The 15,580-nt window shown below is 66.6% G+C and carries 16 protein-coding genes and 4 tRNA genes; 14 read left to right on the forward strand and 6 right to left on the reverse strand.

The genetic code is table 11. The features are described 5' to 3' along the window. Positions 1-26: 26 nt before the first annotated feature. The 4 genes from KHB019_RS01930 to KHB019_RS01945 all read left to right on the forward strand — a co-directional run bounded on the left by KHB019_RS01930 (position 27) and on the right by KHB019_RS01945 (position 2,627). Positions 27-1,265: an ammonium transporter gene (locus tag KHB019_RS01930; RefSeq protein WP_230103168.1), complete on the forward strand. Its 1,239-nt coding sequence runs from the start codon at positions 27-29 to the stop codon at positions 1,263-1,265. A 188-nt stretch (positions 1,266-1,453) separates the two neighbouring features. Beyond that, a complete protein-coding gene (locus KHB019_RS01935; RefSeq protein WP_230103169.1) occupies positions 1,454-1,852 on the forward strand; it encodes a type II toxin-antitoxin system PemK/MazF family toxin in 399 nt (132 codons plus the stop codon). Between the two features lie 81 nt (positions 1,853-1,933). Continuing rightward, the gene (locus tag KHB019_RS01940; RefSeq protein ID WP_230103170.1) at positions 1,934-2,134 is read left to right on the forward strand and encodes a multidrug transporter; all 201 of its coding nucleotides are present in this window, start codon (positions 1,934-1,936) and stop codon (positions 2,132-2,134) included. A gap of 103 nt (positions 2,135-2,237) precedes the next feature. After that, complete coding sequence (locus KHB019_RS01945; RefSeq protein WP_337457983.1) at positions 2,238-2,627, forward strand: SPW repeat domain-containing protein; 390 nt, start codon at positions 2,238-2,240, stop codon at positions 2,625-2,627. 75 nt (positions 2,628-2,702) lie between these two features. Here the strand turns inward: KHB019_RS01945 and KHB019_RS01950 are convergent, their stop codons facing one another. From KHB019_RS01950 to KHB019_RS01965, 4 genes are all read right to left on the reverse strand, one after another. Further along, positions 2,703-3,812, reverse strand: coding sequence for a DUF1611 domain-containing protein (locus KHB019_RS01950; protein WP_230103172.1), 1,110 nt, complete (start codon positions 3,810-3,812; stop codon positions 2,703-2,705). A 149-nt stretch (positions 3,813-3,961) separates the two neighbouring features. Further along, positions 3,962-4,363, reverse strand: coding sequence for a DoxX family protein (locus tag KHB019_RS01955; RefSeq protein WP_230103173.1), 402 nt, complete (start codon positions 4,361-4,363; stop codon positions 3,962-3,964). Then, entirely contained in the window at positions 4,360-4,800 is a 441-nt protein-coding gene (locus KHB019_RS01960; RefSeq protein ID WP_230103174.1) for a GIY-YIG nuclease family protein, read from the reverse strand. Before KHB019_RS01960 ends, KHB019_RS01955 begins: the two co-directional genes overlap by 4 nt. Before the next feature lie 53 nt (positions 4,801-4,853). Further along, positions 4,854-4,929, reverse strand: a tRNA-Val gene (locus KHB019_RS01965). 151 nt (positions 4,930-5,080) lie between these two features. On the opposite strand from KHB019_RS01965, the gene KHB019_RS01970 reads away from it, so the two are divergent. From KHB019_RS01970 to KHB019_RS02005, 8 genes are all read left to right on the forward strand, one after another. Further along, positions 5,081-5,152 (forward strand) — tRNA-Gly (locus KHB019_RS01970). 53 nt (positions 5,153-5,205) lie between these two features. After that, positions 5,206-5,276: transfer RNA gene (locus KHB019_RS01975), tRNA-Cys, on the forward strand. 27 nt (positions 5,277-5,303) lie between these two features. Then, positions 5,304-5,375 (forward strand) — tRNA-Val (locus KHB019_RS01980). Positions 5,376-5,501: 126 nt separating this feature from the next. Then, entirely contained in the window at positions 5,502-7,886 is a 2,385-nt protein-coding gene (locus tag KHB019_RS01985) for a phosphoketolase family protein (RefSeq protein WP_230103175.1), read from the forward strand. Between the two features lie 47 nt (positions 7,887-7,933). Next, a complete protein-coding gene (locus KHB019_RS01990) occupies positions 7,934-8,089 on the forward strand; it encodes a hypothetical protein (RefSeq protein WP_325470675.1) in 156 nt (51 codons plus the stop codon). Further along, positions 8,061-9,167 carry an FUSC family protein gene (locus KHB019_RS01995; protein ID WP_337457984.1) on the forward strand — a complete coding sequence of 369 codons (1,107 nt, stop codon included), beginning with the start codon at positions 8,061-8,063 and terminating at the stop codon, positions 9,165-9,167. The genes KHB019_RS01990 and KHB019_RS01995 overlap by 29 nt, the downstream gene beginning before the upstream one ends. Before the next feature lie 134 nt (positions 9,168-9,301). After that, complete coding sequence (thrS, locus tag KHB019_RS02000; protein WP_337458388.1) at positions 9,302-11,230, forward strand: threonine--tRNA ligase; 1,929 nt, start codon at positions 9,302-9,304, stop codon at positions 11,228-11,230. Further along, complete coding sequence (locus KHB019_RS02005) at positions 11,227-11,772, forward strand: HIT family protein (RefSeq protein WP_230103178.1); 546 nt, start codon at positions 11,227-11,229, stop codon at positions 11,770-11,772. Before thrS ends, KHB019_RS02005 begins: the two co-directional genes overlap by 4 nt. 24 nt (positions 11,773-11,796) lie before the next feature. Here KHB019_RS02005 and pdxY read toward each other — a convergent pair whose 3' ends face one another. Together pdxY and KHB019_RS02015 are read right to left on the reverse strand one after the other, a co-directional pair. Continuing rightward, entirely contained in the window at positions 11,797-12,648 is an 852-nt protein-coding gene (gene pdxY / locus KHB019_RS02010) for a pyridoxal kinase PdxY (RefSeq protein ID WP_230103179.1), read from the reverse strand. A 29-nt stretch (positions 12,649-12,677) separates the two neighbouring features. Then, a complete protein-coding gene (locus KHB019_RS02015) occupies positions 12,678-14,000 on the reverse strand; it encodes an aminotransferase class I/II-fold pyridoxal phosphate-dependent enzyme (protein ID WP_230103180.1) in 1,323 nt (440 codons plus the stop codon). A 79-nt stretch (positions 14,001-14,079) separates the two neighbouring features. On the opposite strand from KHB019_RS02015, the gene pdxS reads away from it, so the two are divergent. Next, positions 14,080-14,991, forward strand: a complete 912-nt coding sequence (gene pdxS / locus KHB019_RS02020; protein ID WP_337457985.1) for a pyridoxal 5'-phosphate synthase lyase subunit PdxS — start codon at positions 14,080-14,082, stop codon at positions 14,989-14,991. Further along, the gene (pdxT, locus tag KHB019_RS02025; RefSeq protein ID WP_337457986.1) at positions 14,981-15,568 is read left to right on the forward strand and encodes a pyridoxal 5'-phosphate synthase glutaminase subunit PdxT; all 588 of its coding nucleotides are present in this window, start codon (positions 14,981-14,983) and stop codon (positions 15,566-15,568) included. Before pdxS ends, pdxT begins: the two co-directional genes overlap by 11 nt. The last annotated feature ends 12 nt before the right edge of the window (positions 15,569-15,580 follow it).

Genomic DNA, 15,580 nt, shown 5'->3' on the forward strand with positions numbered 1-15,580 from the left:
AACTACTTCGGATGTGAGGTTTTCCTATGGATGCTCCCGGCAACATCTCGTGGGGTATTACCGCCACGGCGCTCGTGCTCCTCATGACGCCAGGCGTCGCGTTCTTCTACGGCGGACTCGTCAAGGCCAAGAGTGTCGTCAGCATGATGATGATGAGCTTCGGCTCGATCGGTCTCGTCGCCGTGCTGTGGATCCTGTTCGGCTTCTCGATGAGTGCGGTCGACAGCCCGACGGCTTTCGCCGGCAACCCGTTCGCGGACTTCGGCCTCAGCGGCCTGGCTGCGGGAGACGGCTCCAACGTCGCCCTCCTCGGCGTCGCCTACGGTGCGACCTTCGCGATCATCACCATCGCCCTGATCTCCGGTGCGATCGCCGATCGGGCGAAGTTCGGCAGCTGGCTGATCTTCGCCGGTGTGTTCGCGACGGTCGGATACTTCCCGATCGCGGCATGGGTGTGGGGCGGCGGATGGATCATGAACCTCGGCACCTTCCTGTTCGGGGAGGACAGCGGTATCGGAGTGATCGACTACGCCGGCGGTACAGCAGTGCACATCAACGCCGGTGCGGCGGCTCTGGCTCTGGCGCTCGTCCTCGGCAAGCGCATCGGATTCCAGAAGGGCATCCTCAAGCCGCACAACGTGCCGCTCACGCTGCTCGGCGCGGCTCTCCTGTGGTTCGGCTGGTTCGGCTTCAACGCCGGTGCGGAATGGCTCGCGGATGACATGGGCGGTGTCGGCCTGATCGGCCTGAACACCCTCGGTGCCACCGCGGCCGCCATCCTCGGCTGGATCCTCGTCGAACGCATCAAGGACGGGAAGGCCACGTCGGTCGGCGCGGCGTCCGGTGCTGTCGCCGGTCTCGTCGCGATCACCCCGGCGTGCGCGAATCTGACGCCTGGCTGGTCGCTGCTGCTCGGTGCTCTCGCTGGTGTCGTCTGCGCCCTCGCCGTGGAGCTGAAGTTCCGGCTCGGCTTCGACGACTCGCTCGATGTCGTCGGCATCCACCTCGTCGGCGGTCTGCTCGGAACCGTGTACCTCGGCTTCTTCGCCACAGGCACCGGACTCTTCGTCGGCGGTGACGCCCGTCAGCTCGTGGTCCAGGTCATCGCCGCCTTCGGAGTGCTGATCTACGCGTTCGTGGTGGCCTACATCATCGGCTTCGCGATCCAGAAGACGATCGGATTCCGGATCACGAACGAGGACGAGATCGCCGGAGTCGACTCTGTCGTCCACGGCGAAGAGGGGTACGCACTCGTCGACGCATGATCAGGCAGGATGCCGGTCGGTAGGGTGACGGGGTGAGTTCTTCCCCGAGCATCCTCCGTCAGCTGGCGGACCTCGTCATCAGGGCATTGTCGAGCAGAACGTCCCGGACTCCCGCAACGGAGCCGGGACGTTCTGGCGCGTCGGGGCAGGCGGAGCCAGGAGCGGGGCGCTCGCAGGGGAGCGGGACCGTGCAGGTCGACCCCGACCGCGTACCCGGGCTCCAGGTCGACTACTCGCCGTCGAAGGACGGAATGCCCGACTCGGGCGAGGTCATCTGGACCTGGGTGCCCTACCAGGAGAACGATGGGCGCGGCAAGGACCGTCCGGTCCTGGTGATCGGCAGACAGTCCGCCGATCGCGTGTACGTCGTGCGGATGACGAGCAAGCCTCATGAGCACGATCGCGACTATCTCTCGATCGGCCGCGGCGACTGGGACTCGCAGGGACGCGAGTCATGGGTCGACATCGAGCAGCTGTACAGCGTGCACGCGCGCGGGATGCGGCGCGAAGCAGCCGTCCTCGACCGTGGGCGTTACGACCGAGTGTCCGAAGCGCTCGTCCATCGGTACGGGTGGGCGGTGCGCTGAGTTCCTGACGCTCGCTACCAACACGGACGTGCCGGCGCAATCCCCTCAACAGCCGGACGAGCGGCGCGTAGGTTCGGAGACATGTCCGGCGAAGATATGACTTTCGAAGAGAAGCGCCACGATCAGCTCACGGCGGCCCCTGACGCGACCGAGGCCGACGCCGCGCCCCGCGTCGAGGTTACGGAGCACGATGGGGTGAAGCGGGTCGACGTGGCAGAGGACGCGGCCGTGCGTCCTGGCCCGGGGCCTGGCATGCCGGAAGCGGACGGCGAGGCCGACTGAGCGTTCTGCCGGTGTGCGGATCCGGGAATATCCGATCCGAAACCCGGAGCGCACCGAACCTTCTGTGACACCGCGCAACGCGGTGGTACTCAAGGAGGAAATCATGCGCTTCATCCCCACAAAGGTCCACGGCGTCCTCGACTACATCGTCGGCATCGCCTTGATCGCCGCACCCTGGCTCTTCGGATTCGCGAGCGTCGGCGGTGCTGCTGTCGTCATCCCGATCGTGCTGGGCATCGGGCTCATCGTGTACAGCCTCTTCACGAAGTACGAGTGGGGTCCGTTCGGGTTCATCCCGATGCCGGTGCACCTCGTCTTCGACATCGTCGCGAGCCTGTTCCTCGCGCTGTCGCCGTGGATCTTCGGATTCGCCGGTGAGGCATTCAACGTGTGGCTCCCGCACGTGGTGGTCGGTGCCGCCGTGATCGTCGTGGTGGTCTTCTCGAAGCCACAGCCGGCGAGCACTGCGACGCGTACCGCCGCGCGCGCCTGAGATCGGGGGCCCGACGCGCATCTCCCCGTCAATCGGACAGGGGAGATGCGCGTTGTGGTGCGCGATTCCGCGTGGTCAGACGCGCTCGGACGCCGCTTTCGCAGTCAGCATCGGGAAAGCCGCGAGCACCATGTCGACCAGCGCACTCAGCGGGCGGGTCAGCGGATCTGTCGCAGGTACGCCGATCTCCAGTTCGATGGCGTCGATGGCCGCGGCGATCTGCGTGACCGACAGGTTCTCGTGATTGACCGTCACGCCGATCACGCGGGTCTCGGCGAATGCTTCGATGAGCGCGACCTCACTGGCGATAGTGGGCATCGGTACCATGGGGAAATCCCCGAGAACCTCTCTGCCCGGGGCGTGCTGCACGATCACACCGGCGGGTCTGCTGCCTCGAAGGATGTGCGCGGACGTCAGATATGCAGGATGGCTCAGCGCTCCCTGTCCCTCCACGATGATGATGTCGGGGTCTTCACCTTCAAACGCGGCGACGACCTGATTCTCGACCTCGCCCGAGCAGAACTGCGGGACGAGCGCGTCCAGAGCGACCCCGTAACGACCGCCCTGGATGATCGTCGTCTGCCCGGTGCCCACCATGACGGCGCGGATACCCCGCTCGTTGAGCGCCTGGACGAGGAGCGTCGCGGTGGTCCGCTTGCCGATTGCGCCGTCGGTCCCGAGGACGGCGATGCGCGGGCAGGTCACATCGAAGATGCGCCCCGAGAACAGGTGGAGGTCCTTCGTGTCTTTCGGACGTCGCACGTCGGTGATGGTCACGCCCGCGAGAAGCGCTGCGGCGACGAACTCCGCATCATCGTTCAAGAACTCGTGCAGGCCGTTGATGATGTGCATTCCGTCGACGATGCCGTCAAGCAGGACGATTCGCTGGGCGGGGGAGAGGAGTCCGTTGGCCGGTGCGACGCCGCAGATGAGGTAGTCGGGAACCGTGCCCGCATGTGCGAGTGCTTCGGCCAGACTCGCGAATATCGGGATGCCGCTGGGCTTGCCGTCGAGCTGCGCACCGGCGTCCGCACCGGCGAGGCGGCTGTCGATGACGCTGAGGATCTTGTACTTCTCCGAGTGTCGGACAAGGCCGTTCGCCGTCTTGCCATCCTGTTCGCCGAATTGGCCTTCGCAATACACGATCGCGGTCGAGCCGATCGGAAGCGCAGGGCCTGTGGGCACGTTGTTGGGCAGGGTATGCGAGTGCACTGAAATCGGGTCTCCTCATGATCATCCAGAGGAGGCGACGGAGAACGAAATGGCCGGATACGGCCCGTTGGTCGACAAGAAGTCTTCCCTGACGTCGACGACGTGCCGACGCAGCCACCGTATCAGCGTCGGCTGCGCGTGGGCCGAGTGCCCGTGCTCCAGAGCGCCCAGGCGATGAGGACCGGCTGGAGGAACAGGCGGACGAACCGCTTGGTGTCGGTGTCGAGGCCCGGAGCGGAGCGGTGGGTGCGCCACTGCTCGACGTTGCCGGGGAACACGGCCACGAAGAACGTCGCGGTCGCCCAGCCGATGCGATGGCGTTCCTTGGGAAGCGCGATGAGCGCTGCTGCGAGCGCGAGCTCAGCGGCGCCGGACGCGATGACGACGCCGTCCTTGTCGAGTCCCGTCGCGCGGGTCGCCCAATCGGGGATGAGTCCGCGGAAGCCTCTGGTCTGAACGAAATGCAGTACACCCATGAAGGCGAGGCCGAGAGCGAGCGCCCAACGCGCGATGTGTCGGATCATCCGTTCACGGTACCCGCTCGCAGGGCGCCGCTGAGCCAGCGGGCGTAAAGGAGCCAGGGCTCCCCGGCTCGTCGGAGCTCGGTCGTGTGCGCCTCGAGCTCTGTCGAGAACGTGAACCACTCGCCGCCCTCACGGATGGCGGCGAAATCGCGGTGGCGCTGCTGCTCGAGGTTGCGGTCGCCGCGTTCGAACGCGAGGAGCTCGTCGTGCCGGATGCTGGCGAGCCGCTGTTTCGGACGTCTGCTGGTGCCGATCTTCACACGGCGGTCGAAGCGCAGGTAGTAGACGACGTCGATGCGGGGGAGTGGCAGGTCGGCGTCCGGGACATCGCCGTAGCGCCACTCGCAGGAGGCGCATGTCCATCCGCCGTGGGTACGGACTCCCCGGAGACCGCCGCAGAGCGAGCAGGGACCGGGCAGTGATTCTACTTTCGGCACGCGCAGAACGATACGCGCGGATGCCGACATCGACGTGCGAGACGGAGATGAGATGGTGGGCGATGCCGGACTCGAACCGACGACCTCTTCCGTGTGAAGGAAGCGCGCTACCAACTGCGCCAATCGCCCAAGACCCATGGGGTCAGGAATCGATACTACCGGACGGTTTCAGCGCCCCAGGACCATTCCTATGGACACGCGCGAGATCCGTGTCGAGTTTTGCGCCTCGGGAATCTTCGGCTAATGTTTTACAAGTGCCCGGGACGCCGGAACACGAAATGCGGATGTAGCGCAGTGGTAGCGCATCACCTTGCCAAGGTGAGGGTCGCGAGTTCGAATCTCGTCATCCGCTCGAGTGCAGAGAGTCTCTTCCAGAGGCTCACGGCACGTGGGGTCAATCCACACGGTGGCGTGGCCGAGCGGCTAGGCACCGGCCTGCAAAGCCGTTTACACGGGTTCGAATCCCGTCGCCACCTCACCGTACAACTGAACAGCCCCAACGGGCGCGATTGGCGCAGCGGTAGCGCGCTTCCCTGACACGGAAGAGGTCACTGGTTCGATCCCAGTATCGCGCACAGACAAAACCCTCGGTCTCACCGGGGGTTTTCGTGTTTCATCGATCGTTCTCCGCGAGCTTGGACCATACGGGCTCTCTGCGCAACCCCTGTGGACCATAGCTGTTCGGGTCCTATCGTGAACGCATGATCGATGACGCCAGAGTCGCGCAACTGGAGGCGTGGTGGCGCGCCGCGAACTATCTCAGCGTGGGGCAGATCTACCTGCAGTCGAATCCGCTGTTGACCGAACCGCTCGTGAAAGAGCATGTGAAGCCCCGGTTGCTGGGGCATTTCGGCACGGTGCCGGGACTGAACCTCGTCTACGCGCACGCCAACCGGCTCATCCAGGATCGCGGGCTGGATGCGCTCTACATCACCGGACCGGGTCATGGGGGGCCGGGCATGGTCGCCAACGCGTGGCTGGACGGCACCTATTCGGAGATCTACCCCAGCATCACAAGAGATGAAGAGGGCATGGCCCGCCTCTTCCGGCAGTTCTCCTTCCCCGGGGGTATCCCCAGTCATGCCGCTCCGGAGACGCCGGGCTCGATTCATGAGGGCGGTGAGCTGGGATACTCCCTGAGCCACGCCTACGGCGCGGCGTTCGACAACCCGGCACTCACGGTGTTCTGCGTGATCGGCGACGGTGAAGCCGAGACCGGGCCGCTGGCCACTGCCTGGCACGCGAACAAATTCCTCGACCCCGTCACCGACGGCACGGTGCTGCCGATCCTGCACCTGAACGGCTGGAAGATCGCCAATCCGACGGTGTTGGATCGCGTCCCTGACGACGAGCTGCTGGACCTCATGCGCGGGTACGGGCACGATCCGCTGCTGGTCGAGTTCTCTGCAGACGATGAGCACGGCGACGTGCACCGACGGTTCGCGAAGACGCTGGACCTGGCGGCGGATCGCATCGCCGAGATCCGCACCGCCGCTCGCGAAGGGGACTCGGTGCGCCCTCGCTGGCCGATGATCATCCTCCGTTCGCCCAAGGGCTGGACCGGACCCGAGTTGGTGGACGGACTTCCCGTCGAAGGCACGTGGCGGGCGCATCAGGTCCCCCTACCAGGGGCCCGCGAGAACGTCGGGCACCTGCACCAGTTGGAGGAGTGGCTCAGGTCATACGATCCCGTCGAGCTGTTCGGCGCCGAGGGAACCCCGAACAGGGAGATCGACGGTCTCGTCCCGGACGCCGACCGGCGGATGTCCGCGTCCCCGCACGCCAATGGCGGCGTGCTCCGGGAGGACCTGGATCTTCCGGAGTTCCGAGACTTCGCCGTGGATGTCGACCGCCCCGGCGCCTCGGATGCCAAGGCCACCGAGGTCCTCGGCGGCTATCTGGCGGACGTCATCCGCCGCAATCCGCACACCTTCAGGATCTTCGGTCCGGACGAGACCGCGTCCAACAAACTCGCACCCGCCGTGTACGAGGCGACGGACAAACAATGGAATGCTCAGACCAGCCCGCTCGACGAGCATCTCGCCCGCGCCGGGCGGGTGATGGAGGTGCTCAGCGAACACCAGTGCCAGGGATGGCTCGAAGGGTACCTCCTGACGGGGCGCCACGGAATCTTCAACTCGTACGAGGCATTCGTGCACATCGTCGACTCGATGTTCAACCAGCACGCCAAGTGGCTGGAGACCTCCCGGTCGATCGAGTGGCGCCGTCCCGTCGCGAGTCTGAACTATCTGCTCTCGAGCCACGTCTGGCGTCAGGATCACAACGGGTTCACCCATCAGGATCCCGGTTTCATCGACCTCGCGATGAACAAGAGCGCCGACGTCGTTCGCGTCTATCTGCCGTTCGACGCCAACACGCTTCTCAGCACATACGATCACTGTCTCCGAACGGTCGACTACGTCAACGTCGTCGTCGCTGGAAAACAGGACGCTCCCCAGTGGCTCACCATGGACGAGGCCGTGAGGCACTGCACGCGAGGTGTCGGCATCCTGGAATGGGCAGGTTCGGAGACGGACGAGCACAGCGCGGACGTCGTCCTCGCCGCGGCAGGCGACGTCCCCACGCTCGAGGTGCTCGCCGCGGCGGCCATCCTCCGTGAGGAAGCGCCCGAGATCGCGCTGCGAGTCGTGAACGTCGTCGACCTGATGAAGCTGCAGGCCGAGGATCAGCACCCGCATGGCATGTCGGACGATGACTTCGATGCGACCTTCACCGCAGACAGGCCGATCGTATTCGCCTACCACGGTTATCCCTGGCTCATCCATCGACTGGCATATCGCCGCCGGGGCCACGCGAACCTTCACGTGCGCGGCTATGTGGAGAAGGGCACGACCACGACGCCGTTCGACATGGTCATGCTGAACGACCTCGATCGTTTTCGGCTCGCCGCCGACGCTCTTCGCCGGCTCCCCGACGGCGAATCGACTTACTCGACGCTGATCGCGGATCTGCTCGCCCGCCGTGAGCGTGCGCGCGACTACACGAGGCAGCACGGTGAAGACAGCCCTGCGGTCAGCGAATGGCGGTGGCCTTTCGCCGAAAGTCAACGGGCGCGGCGAATCTGAAGCAGAACGCAAGACTGATGTCCCGCACAGGATGAACGGAGCACGACATGTCGAACCCCATGGACGAGCAGAAGGACGAACGACCGACGGTGGTCGGGACCGACCCGGACTTCAACGTCGGCGATGAGGATCCAGCTGCGTCGGAACGGGCAGACGGCGAGGAAAACGACGAGGATGAGGTCGACGTCGAAGACCTCCCGTAACCGCGTCACCTCCTCCTTCACCGGATGGGGCCGCGAGGCCACCAGCGGTGACCGTCTGCTGCTCGCAGCCAAGACGGCGATCGCCGCCGCGATCGCGTGGTACCTCGCGCCGTTCGTGCCCCTGGCCGACAGCGAGTACTCGTACTACGCGCCACTGGGCGTGCTCATCAGCATGTATCCGACCGTGGTCGGATCCGCGCGTGCTGGCGTCCAAGCCCTCATCGGTCTCGCGATAGGCATCGTCCTGGGGCTCGGCGGGCTCCTGCTCGTGTCGACCGGTGCTCCAGGCGTGGTCGCGGTCGCGATGGTCATCGCCGTCGGAATCGCCCTCGGTGGGATCGCAGCGCTCGGCGATGGGCGGGATTGGGTCGCGATCGCCGGACTGTTCGTGCTGCTGGTCGGTGGACCGGCGGGTGACGACTTCACGCTGTCGTATCTGTTCACGACCGCATTCGGCGTCCTCGTCGGAGTGGCGATGAACCTCATCGTCGTCCCGCCGCTGTTCCTGAGAAGAGCCGGCGAGCAGCTCACCGGCCTGCGCGAGAAGTTGCGGGGCGCACTCGAGGAGATCGCGGATGCCGTGGCCGAGGACCCTGTTGACGCAGAACGGCTCGCCCGCGCGACGGACGATCTGCCTGCGATGCTCTCCACCGTCGAGGACGAGGTCCGTCAAGCGGACGAGAGCAGCCGGGCGAATCCACGCGGGAGACGGCGCGCAGCGGACAAAGAGCTCAACACACTGCGGATGTCGGCGCTGGCTCGAACGAGCGACGCCGCTCGGGACCTCGCGGTCGTCCTGATCCAGGCAACCGATGAGGGCGAGTCTCCTGATGCCGCAACAGCGCAGGCCCTGGCCGATGCGGTTCGCGCGTGCGCGGACATCGTCGGTGCGGTCACGGATGACCCGGAGGCCGGTGCAAAGCTCGCTCGAGCGGCCGATGCGGCTGATGCGGTACTCCGCCGACTCGAATCCGCACCGATCGCGCAATCGGCTTACGGACCTGCATACGCGTACACGGCGGCAGTCTGTCTGCGACGCATCGTGCTCGCGTGCAACCACTTCGTGACGCACACGTGAGCGCACGGGCCACCCCCGCGAGGCGAGTAGCCTAGAGGGCGACCCAGATGGAGTGACCTGTGCCTGAAATCGACGAGTCGAACGCCGCCCCCCGTGACGGCTTCGCCCTGTTCTCTGACCGATCCGTCGTCGCCATGCGTGTGAACGGCGAACTCAAGGATCTCGCGACCACCGTGACCGAGACCGACGAGGTCGAGCCGGTCACGATCGACAGCGAGGACGGCCTCGCGATCCTCAGGCACTCGACCGCTCACGTCCTCGCCCAGGCGGTGCAGCGCATCAACCCGCAGGCGAACCTCGGCATCGGCCCGCCCGTCACCGACGGCTTCTACTACGACTTCGGCGTCGAGACTCCGTTCACCCCCGAGGACATCAAGGCGATCTCCAAGGAGATGCAGCGCATCGTCCGCGAGGGCCAGCGCTTCGTCCGCCGCGTCGTCACCGACGACGAGGCGCGCGCCGAGCTCGCGAACGAGCCGTTCAAGCTCGAGCTCATCGGGCTCAAGGGCGGCGGCAAGGAAGCCGCCGAAGGAGCTTCCGTCGAGGTCGGCGCCGGCGAGCTCACCATCTACGACAACACCACGCGCGACGGCGAGGTCGTCTGGAAGGACCTCTGCCGCGGTCCGCACCTGCCCAGCACACGCATGATCGGGAACGGGTGGGATCTCACCCGCATCGCCGCGGCCTACTGGCGCGGCAGCGAGAAGAACCCGCAGCTGCAGCGCATCTACGGCACGGCGTGGCCCACCAAGGATGAACTGCGCGCGTACCAGCACCGTCTTGAAGAGGCAGCCAAGCGCGACCATCGACGCCTCGGCAAGGAGCTCGACCTGTTCTCCTTCCCGGAGGAGATCGGCTCCGGGCTCAGCGTCTGGCACCCGCGCGGCGGGATGATCCGCGGCGAGATGGAGCAGCACGCGCGCAAGCGCCACATCGAGGGCGGCTACACCTACGTGTACACGCCGCACATCTCGAAGGAGGATCTGTTCCTCACCTCGAACCACCTCGTCACCTACAAGGACGGGATGTTCCCGCCCATCGTCATGGACGAGGAGCGCGACGACGAGGGCAACATCACCAAGCAGGGCCAGGACTATTACCTGAAGCCCATGAACTGCCCGATGCACATCCTCATCTACAAGGAGCGCGCGCGCAGTTACCGCGACCTGCCGCTCCGATTGGCTGAGAACGGCACGGTCTACCGCAACGAGCTCTCCGGCGCGCTGCACGGCCTCACCCGGGTGCGCGGCTTCACTCAGGACGACTCGCACCTGTTCGTCACCCCCGACCAGCTCGAAGAAGAAGTCGGCAAGGTCCTGGAGTTCATCCTCTCGATGCTCCGCGACTTCGGTCTGTCGGACTTCGAACTCGAGCTGTCGATGAAGGACGATGAGAAGTCCAAGTGGATCGGCTCCGACGAGTTCTGGGAGAGCTCGACCGATGCGCTGCGACGCGTCGCACTGGCATCCGGCCTCAAGCTCACCGAGGTACCAGGCGAGGCGGCCTTCTACGGCCCCAAGATCGACCTGAAGACCCGCGACGCGATCGGACGCACCTGGCAGCTCTCCACGGTCCAGGTCGACCCGAACCTCCCGGAGCGCTTCGACCTCGAGTTCATGGACAAGGACGGGCAGAAGAAGCGTCCGATCATGATCCACCGGGCGCTCTTCGGTTCGATCGAGCGTTTCTTCGCGATCCTGCTCGAGCACTACGCCGGCGACTTCCCGGTGTGGCTCTCGCCCCTGCAGGTCGTCGGCATCCCCGTAGCGGATGACTTCGCCGACTATCTCGGCGAGGTCATCACGACGCTGCGGGACAGCGGTGTCCGTGCTGAGCTCGACACCTCGGATGGCCGGATGCAGAAGAAGATCCGCAACCACACCACCGGCAAGGTGCCGCTGATCCTCATCGCGGGGGAGAAGGACCGGGATGCCGGAACCGTCTCGTTCCGATTCCGTGACGGCACGCAGGAGAACGGCGTGCCGGTCGCGGATGCCGTCGCCCGCATCCGCGCGGCGATCGAGTCGCACGCACTCGTGCACACCGTGGGTGACCTGCCGTGACCGAGGGGGATGCCGCCGAGGATGCCGGGCACCTCGCCGGCGTCCCTGACGAGTTCCAGCGGCTGTGGACCCCGCACCGGATGGCGTACATCCAGGCGGGCCCGGAGCCGCTGCGCGAGGAATGCCCGTTCTGCGAGGCTCCGAAGCATCCTGATGCCGAGCGCCTGATCGTCGCACGCGGCGAGACGGCGTACGTGCTGCTGAACCTGTTCCCGTACAACTCCGGGCATCTGCTCGTGTGCCCGTACCGCCACATCGCCACCTACGACCAGGCGACGCCCGAGGAGGTCGCCGAGATCGGCGCGCTCACCCAGGTGGGCATGCGGGTGCTGCGGGAGGTGTCGAACTGCGACGGCTTCAACCTGGGCATGAACCAGGGGGCCGTCGCCGGGGCTGGTGTCGACGCGCACCTGCACCAGCACATCGTTCCGCGGTGGAAGTCCGATTCGAACTTCTTCCCGATCATCGCGAAGACGAAGGCGCTCCCGCAGCTCCTCGGCGAAGTGCGTGAGGCCGTCGCCAACGCCTGGCCGGCGAGCTGACTCTTCGACAGGCTCGGGAACCGGTCAGCGCACCTGACGTGCTGTGAACTGGAGCTTCGGGTGGGCGTAGGACTCCTGCGCCTCGATGAGCTGCAGCTCCCGCTCTCCTGAATCCAGGGTCAGCTGCAGCAGATCGAACACGCTCGACGCCGTGCGCTCGAGCGCGACCTGCGCGCTGCCGGTCTCGACGTAGTGCGCGGTGAACAGCGCCGCCGTGACGTCGCCGGAGCCGTTCGCCTTCATCGGCAGGAACGGCGTCTGCACGATCCACGCTCCGGCGTCGTCGACGGCGAGCATCTCGATGGTGCCCTCCTCGCGATCGGGTCGTTCGACGCTGGTGACGAGCACGGTCCGCGGGCCCATCGCGCGAGCGAGGTCCACGGACTCCAGCGTCGACTCGAGCGTGTCTGGCTCGGTGCGGGTGAGGAAGCCGAGCTCGAACTGGTTCGGCGTGATGATGTCGGCGACGGGCACGACCCTCTCGCGCAGGAGCTCAGGGATCGCCGGTGCGACGAAGCATCCGGATTTCGCGTTGCCCATCACCGGGTCGCACGCGTACAGCGCTCGGGGGTTCGCGGCCTTCACGCGAGCCACGGCGTCGATGATCACATCGCCGATGCCTTCGCCGCCCTGATACCCGGACAGGATCGCGTCGACCTGCTCGAAGACGCCGCGCTCTTCGATGCCGGTGATCACATCACGGACGTCGTCCGGGTCGATGAGCGGACCGCGCCAGGCCCCGTAGCCGGTGTGGTTGGAGAAGTTCACCGTGTACACCGGCAGGACGTCGACGCCGATGCGCTGCAGCGGGAAGACAGCGGCCGAGTTGCCGACGTGTCCGTAGGCGACGGCGGACTGGATCGAGAGGATCTTCATCCCTCGATCTTCTCACCTGCGCCGCACGATCACCGCACGGCTGTGCTGATGTCAGCGGCCAGCTGCTCGGCGTCCACATCGCTCAGAGCGTGCACGGTCAGGCGCATGTGATGGGAGGGGCCGGCGGCCTCGTCGAGGAGGAACTCGTCACCGGTGCGGGCCAGCCACCCCCGTCGCATCAGCCGTTCCGAGACGGAGCGGGCCGGACGGGGAAGCCGCACCCACAGATTCATGCCGTCGACGTATTCGGCGTCGATTCCGTGGTCTCGGAGGCGAGCGGCGAACGCGCGGTTGCGTTCCGCGTAGTGGGCGCCGGCCGCGCGGATCGTCGTCGCAGCCGTGTCATCGGTGAGCATGCCGATCGTCAACCGCTGCAGCAGATGACTCACCCACGTGGTGCCGGGGCTCAGGCGCATCGCGAGGCGCTCGGCCGTCTCGGGATCCGTCGCTGCGATCGCCAGGCACATGTCAGGACCGAGGAACTTCGACACCGATCGCAGCAGCGCGAACCGTCGGTGCCCGGGCCCGATCAGGCTCTCGTACGGCCGCTCCGACAGCATCGAGAAGTGGTCGTCCTCGATGATGAGGACGTACGGATGCTCCGCGAGCAGTGCGCGCAGGGCAGCCGCCCGCTCGGGGGAGAGGCTCACGCCCGTCGGGTTCTGCGCCCGCGGCGTGGAGATGACCGCTCGTACTCCGGCATCCAACGCCGCGCGGAGTCCCTCGACAGTCATGCCCTCGTCGTCGACGGGTACGGGGACGGCGCGATAACCGCCGAGACGCACCGTGTGGATGCTGGCGAGGAAGCACGGATCCTCGAGCGCGACCGCGTCGTCGCGCATCAGTGCCTGTGCGAGCAGCCGTTCCACGGCATCCACAGCGCCGCTCGTGATCGTGACACGGAAATCGGATGCCGGCAGATCGGGGGCGATCCAGTCACGCGCCCAGGCCTCGAGCGACGGATCGATGACGGGCTCGCCGTAGAGAACAGGGCGACCGAGCACGCCGCTGAGCACCGAGAACGGATCCGGGATCAGAGTGGGGTCCGGGTTGCCGGTTCCGATGTCGCGCAGCACGGTGTCCTGCGCGTACCCCTCCTGAGCCACGGCGTCGTGTTCGACGAGCATCGTCCCTGCGCGGCCCCGGGTGACGACGATTCCGGCCTGCGACAGCTGGCGGTAGGCGGCGACCGTGGTGTTGCGGTTGACGCCGAGCCGAGCCGCGAGCTCGCGGACCGGCGGCAGCAGAGTGCCGGGGGAGAGCACACCGCGTTCACGCAGCGCGCGCACGCTGGTGGCGATCTCGCTGGCCGTCCGCCCGGTGATCTGCTCGTTCACGACACCTCCCGTCATCCGAGTCTAGGGTGCGCCCGCACGGTGATATCTTTTGGCATAGATCAAAAGCACGATTGGATGCACGGAAGGATCCACCATGGCCACGGCTGAGAAGAGCGACGAGAACACCACCACTGGATCGGCACGCGTCAAGCGCGGTCTCGCCGAGATGCTCAAGGGCGGCGTCATCATGGACGTCGTCACCGCAGAGCAGGCGAAGATCGCCGAGGACGCCGGTGCCGTCGCCGTCATGGCGCTCGAGCGCGTCCCGGCGGACATCCGCGCCCAGGGCGGCGTATCGCGCATGAGCGACCCCGACATGATCGACAGCATCATCGACGCCGTCTCGATCCCGGTGATGGCGAAGGCGCGCATCGGGCATTTCGTCGAGGCGCAGGTGCTGCAGGAGCTCGGTGTCGACTACATCGACGAATCCGAGGTGCTCTCGCCGGCCGACTACGTCAACCACATCGACAAGTACGACTTCACGATTCCGTTCGTGTGCGGCGCGACGAACCTCGGCGAGGCTCTGCGTCGCATCAACGAGGGCGCTGCCATGATCCGCTCCAAGGGCGAGGCCGGCACCGGCGACGTGTCGGAGGCGATGAAGCACATCCGCAAGATCCGCGGAGAGATCGCCGCTCTCGCAGCGCTCCCCAAGGACGAGCTCTACGTCGCGGCCAAGGAGCTGCAGGCACCGTACGAGCTTGTCGCCGAGATCGCGTCCACAGGCAAGCTCCCCGTCGTGCTGTTCGTCGCCGGCGGCGTCGCCACCCCGGCGGATGCCGCGATGATGATGCAGCTCGGTGCGGACGGCGTCTTCGTCGGATCCGGCATCTTCAAGTCCGGCGACCCGGCGGCTCGGGCGAAGGCGATCGTGAAGGCCACGACGTTCTACGACGACGCCAAGGTCATCGCCGAGGTGTCCCGCGGCCTCGGCGAGGCCATGGTCGGCATCAACGTGTCCGACCTGCCGGCGCCGCACCGGCTCGCCGAGCGTGGCTGGTAGTCCACGCGTCGGCATCCTGGCCCTGCAGGGCGACGTGCGCGAGCACGAGCACGTCCTGCAGGGGCTCGACGTCGACACGCTGCGCGTCCGCCGCGCCGGCGAGCTCGCGCAGGTGGATGCTCTGGTGATCCCCGGCGGGGAATCCAGCGTGATCGACAAGCTCTCACGTGCGTTCGAGGTCCGTGAGCCGATCCGCGACGCGATCCGAGACGGGATGCCGGTGCTCGGCACCTGCGCGGGTCTCATCATGCTCGCCGACACGGTCGTCGACGCCATCGACGGGCAGCAGTCCTTCGGCGGGCTCGACGCCGTCGTCCGGCGCAACGCCTTCGGTCGGCAGGTCGACTCCTTCGAGGCCGAGCTGCGCGCTCCGGCGATCTCGGGTGCACCCGTTCGCGCCGCGTTCATCCGCGGCCCGCTCATCGAATCGGTCGGACCGCGTGCCGACGTGCTGGCGCAGCTCGAGGACGGACGCATCGTCGGCGTCGAGCAGGGGGCGCTCATCGGGCTGAGCTTCCACCCGGAGATCAGCGGCGAGGCTCGGTTCCATCGCCGACTGCTGGCCGCGGTCGGCTGATCCGCACGCGCC

The organism is Microbacterium sp. KHB019 (assembly GCF_037285405.1).
Lineage (GTDB): Bacteria > Actinomycetota > Actinomycetes > Actinomycetales > Microbacteriaceae > Microbacterium.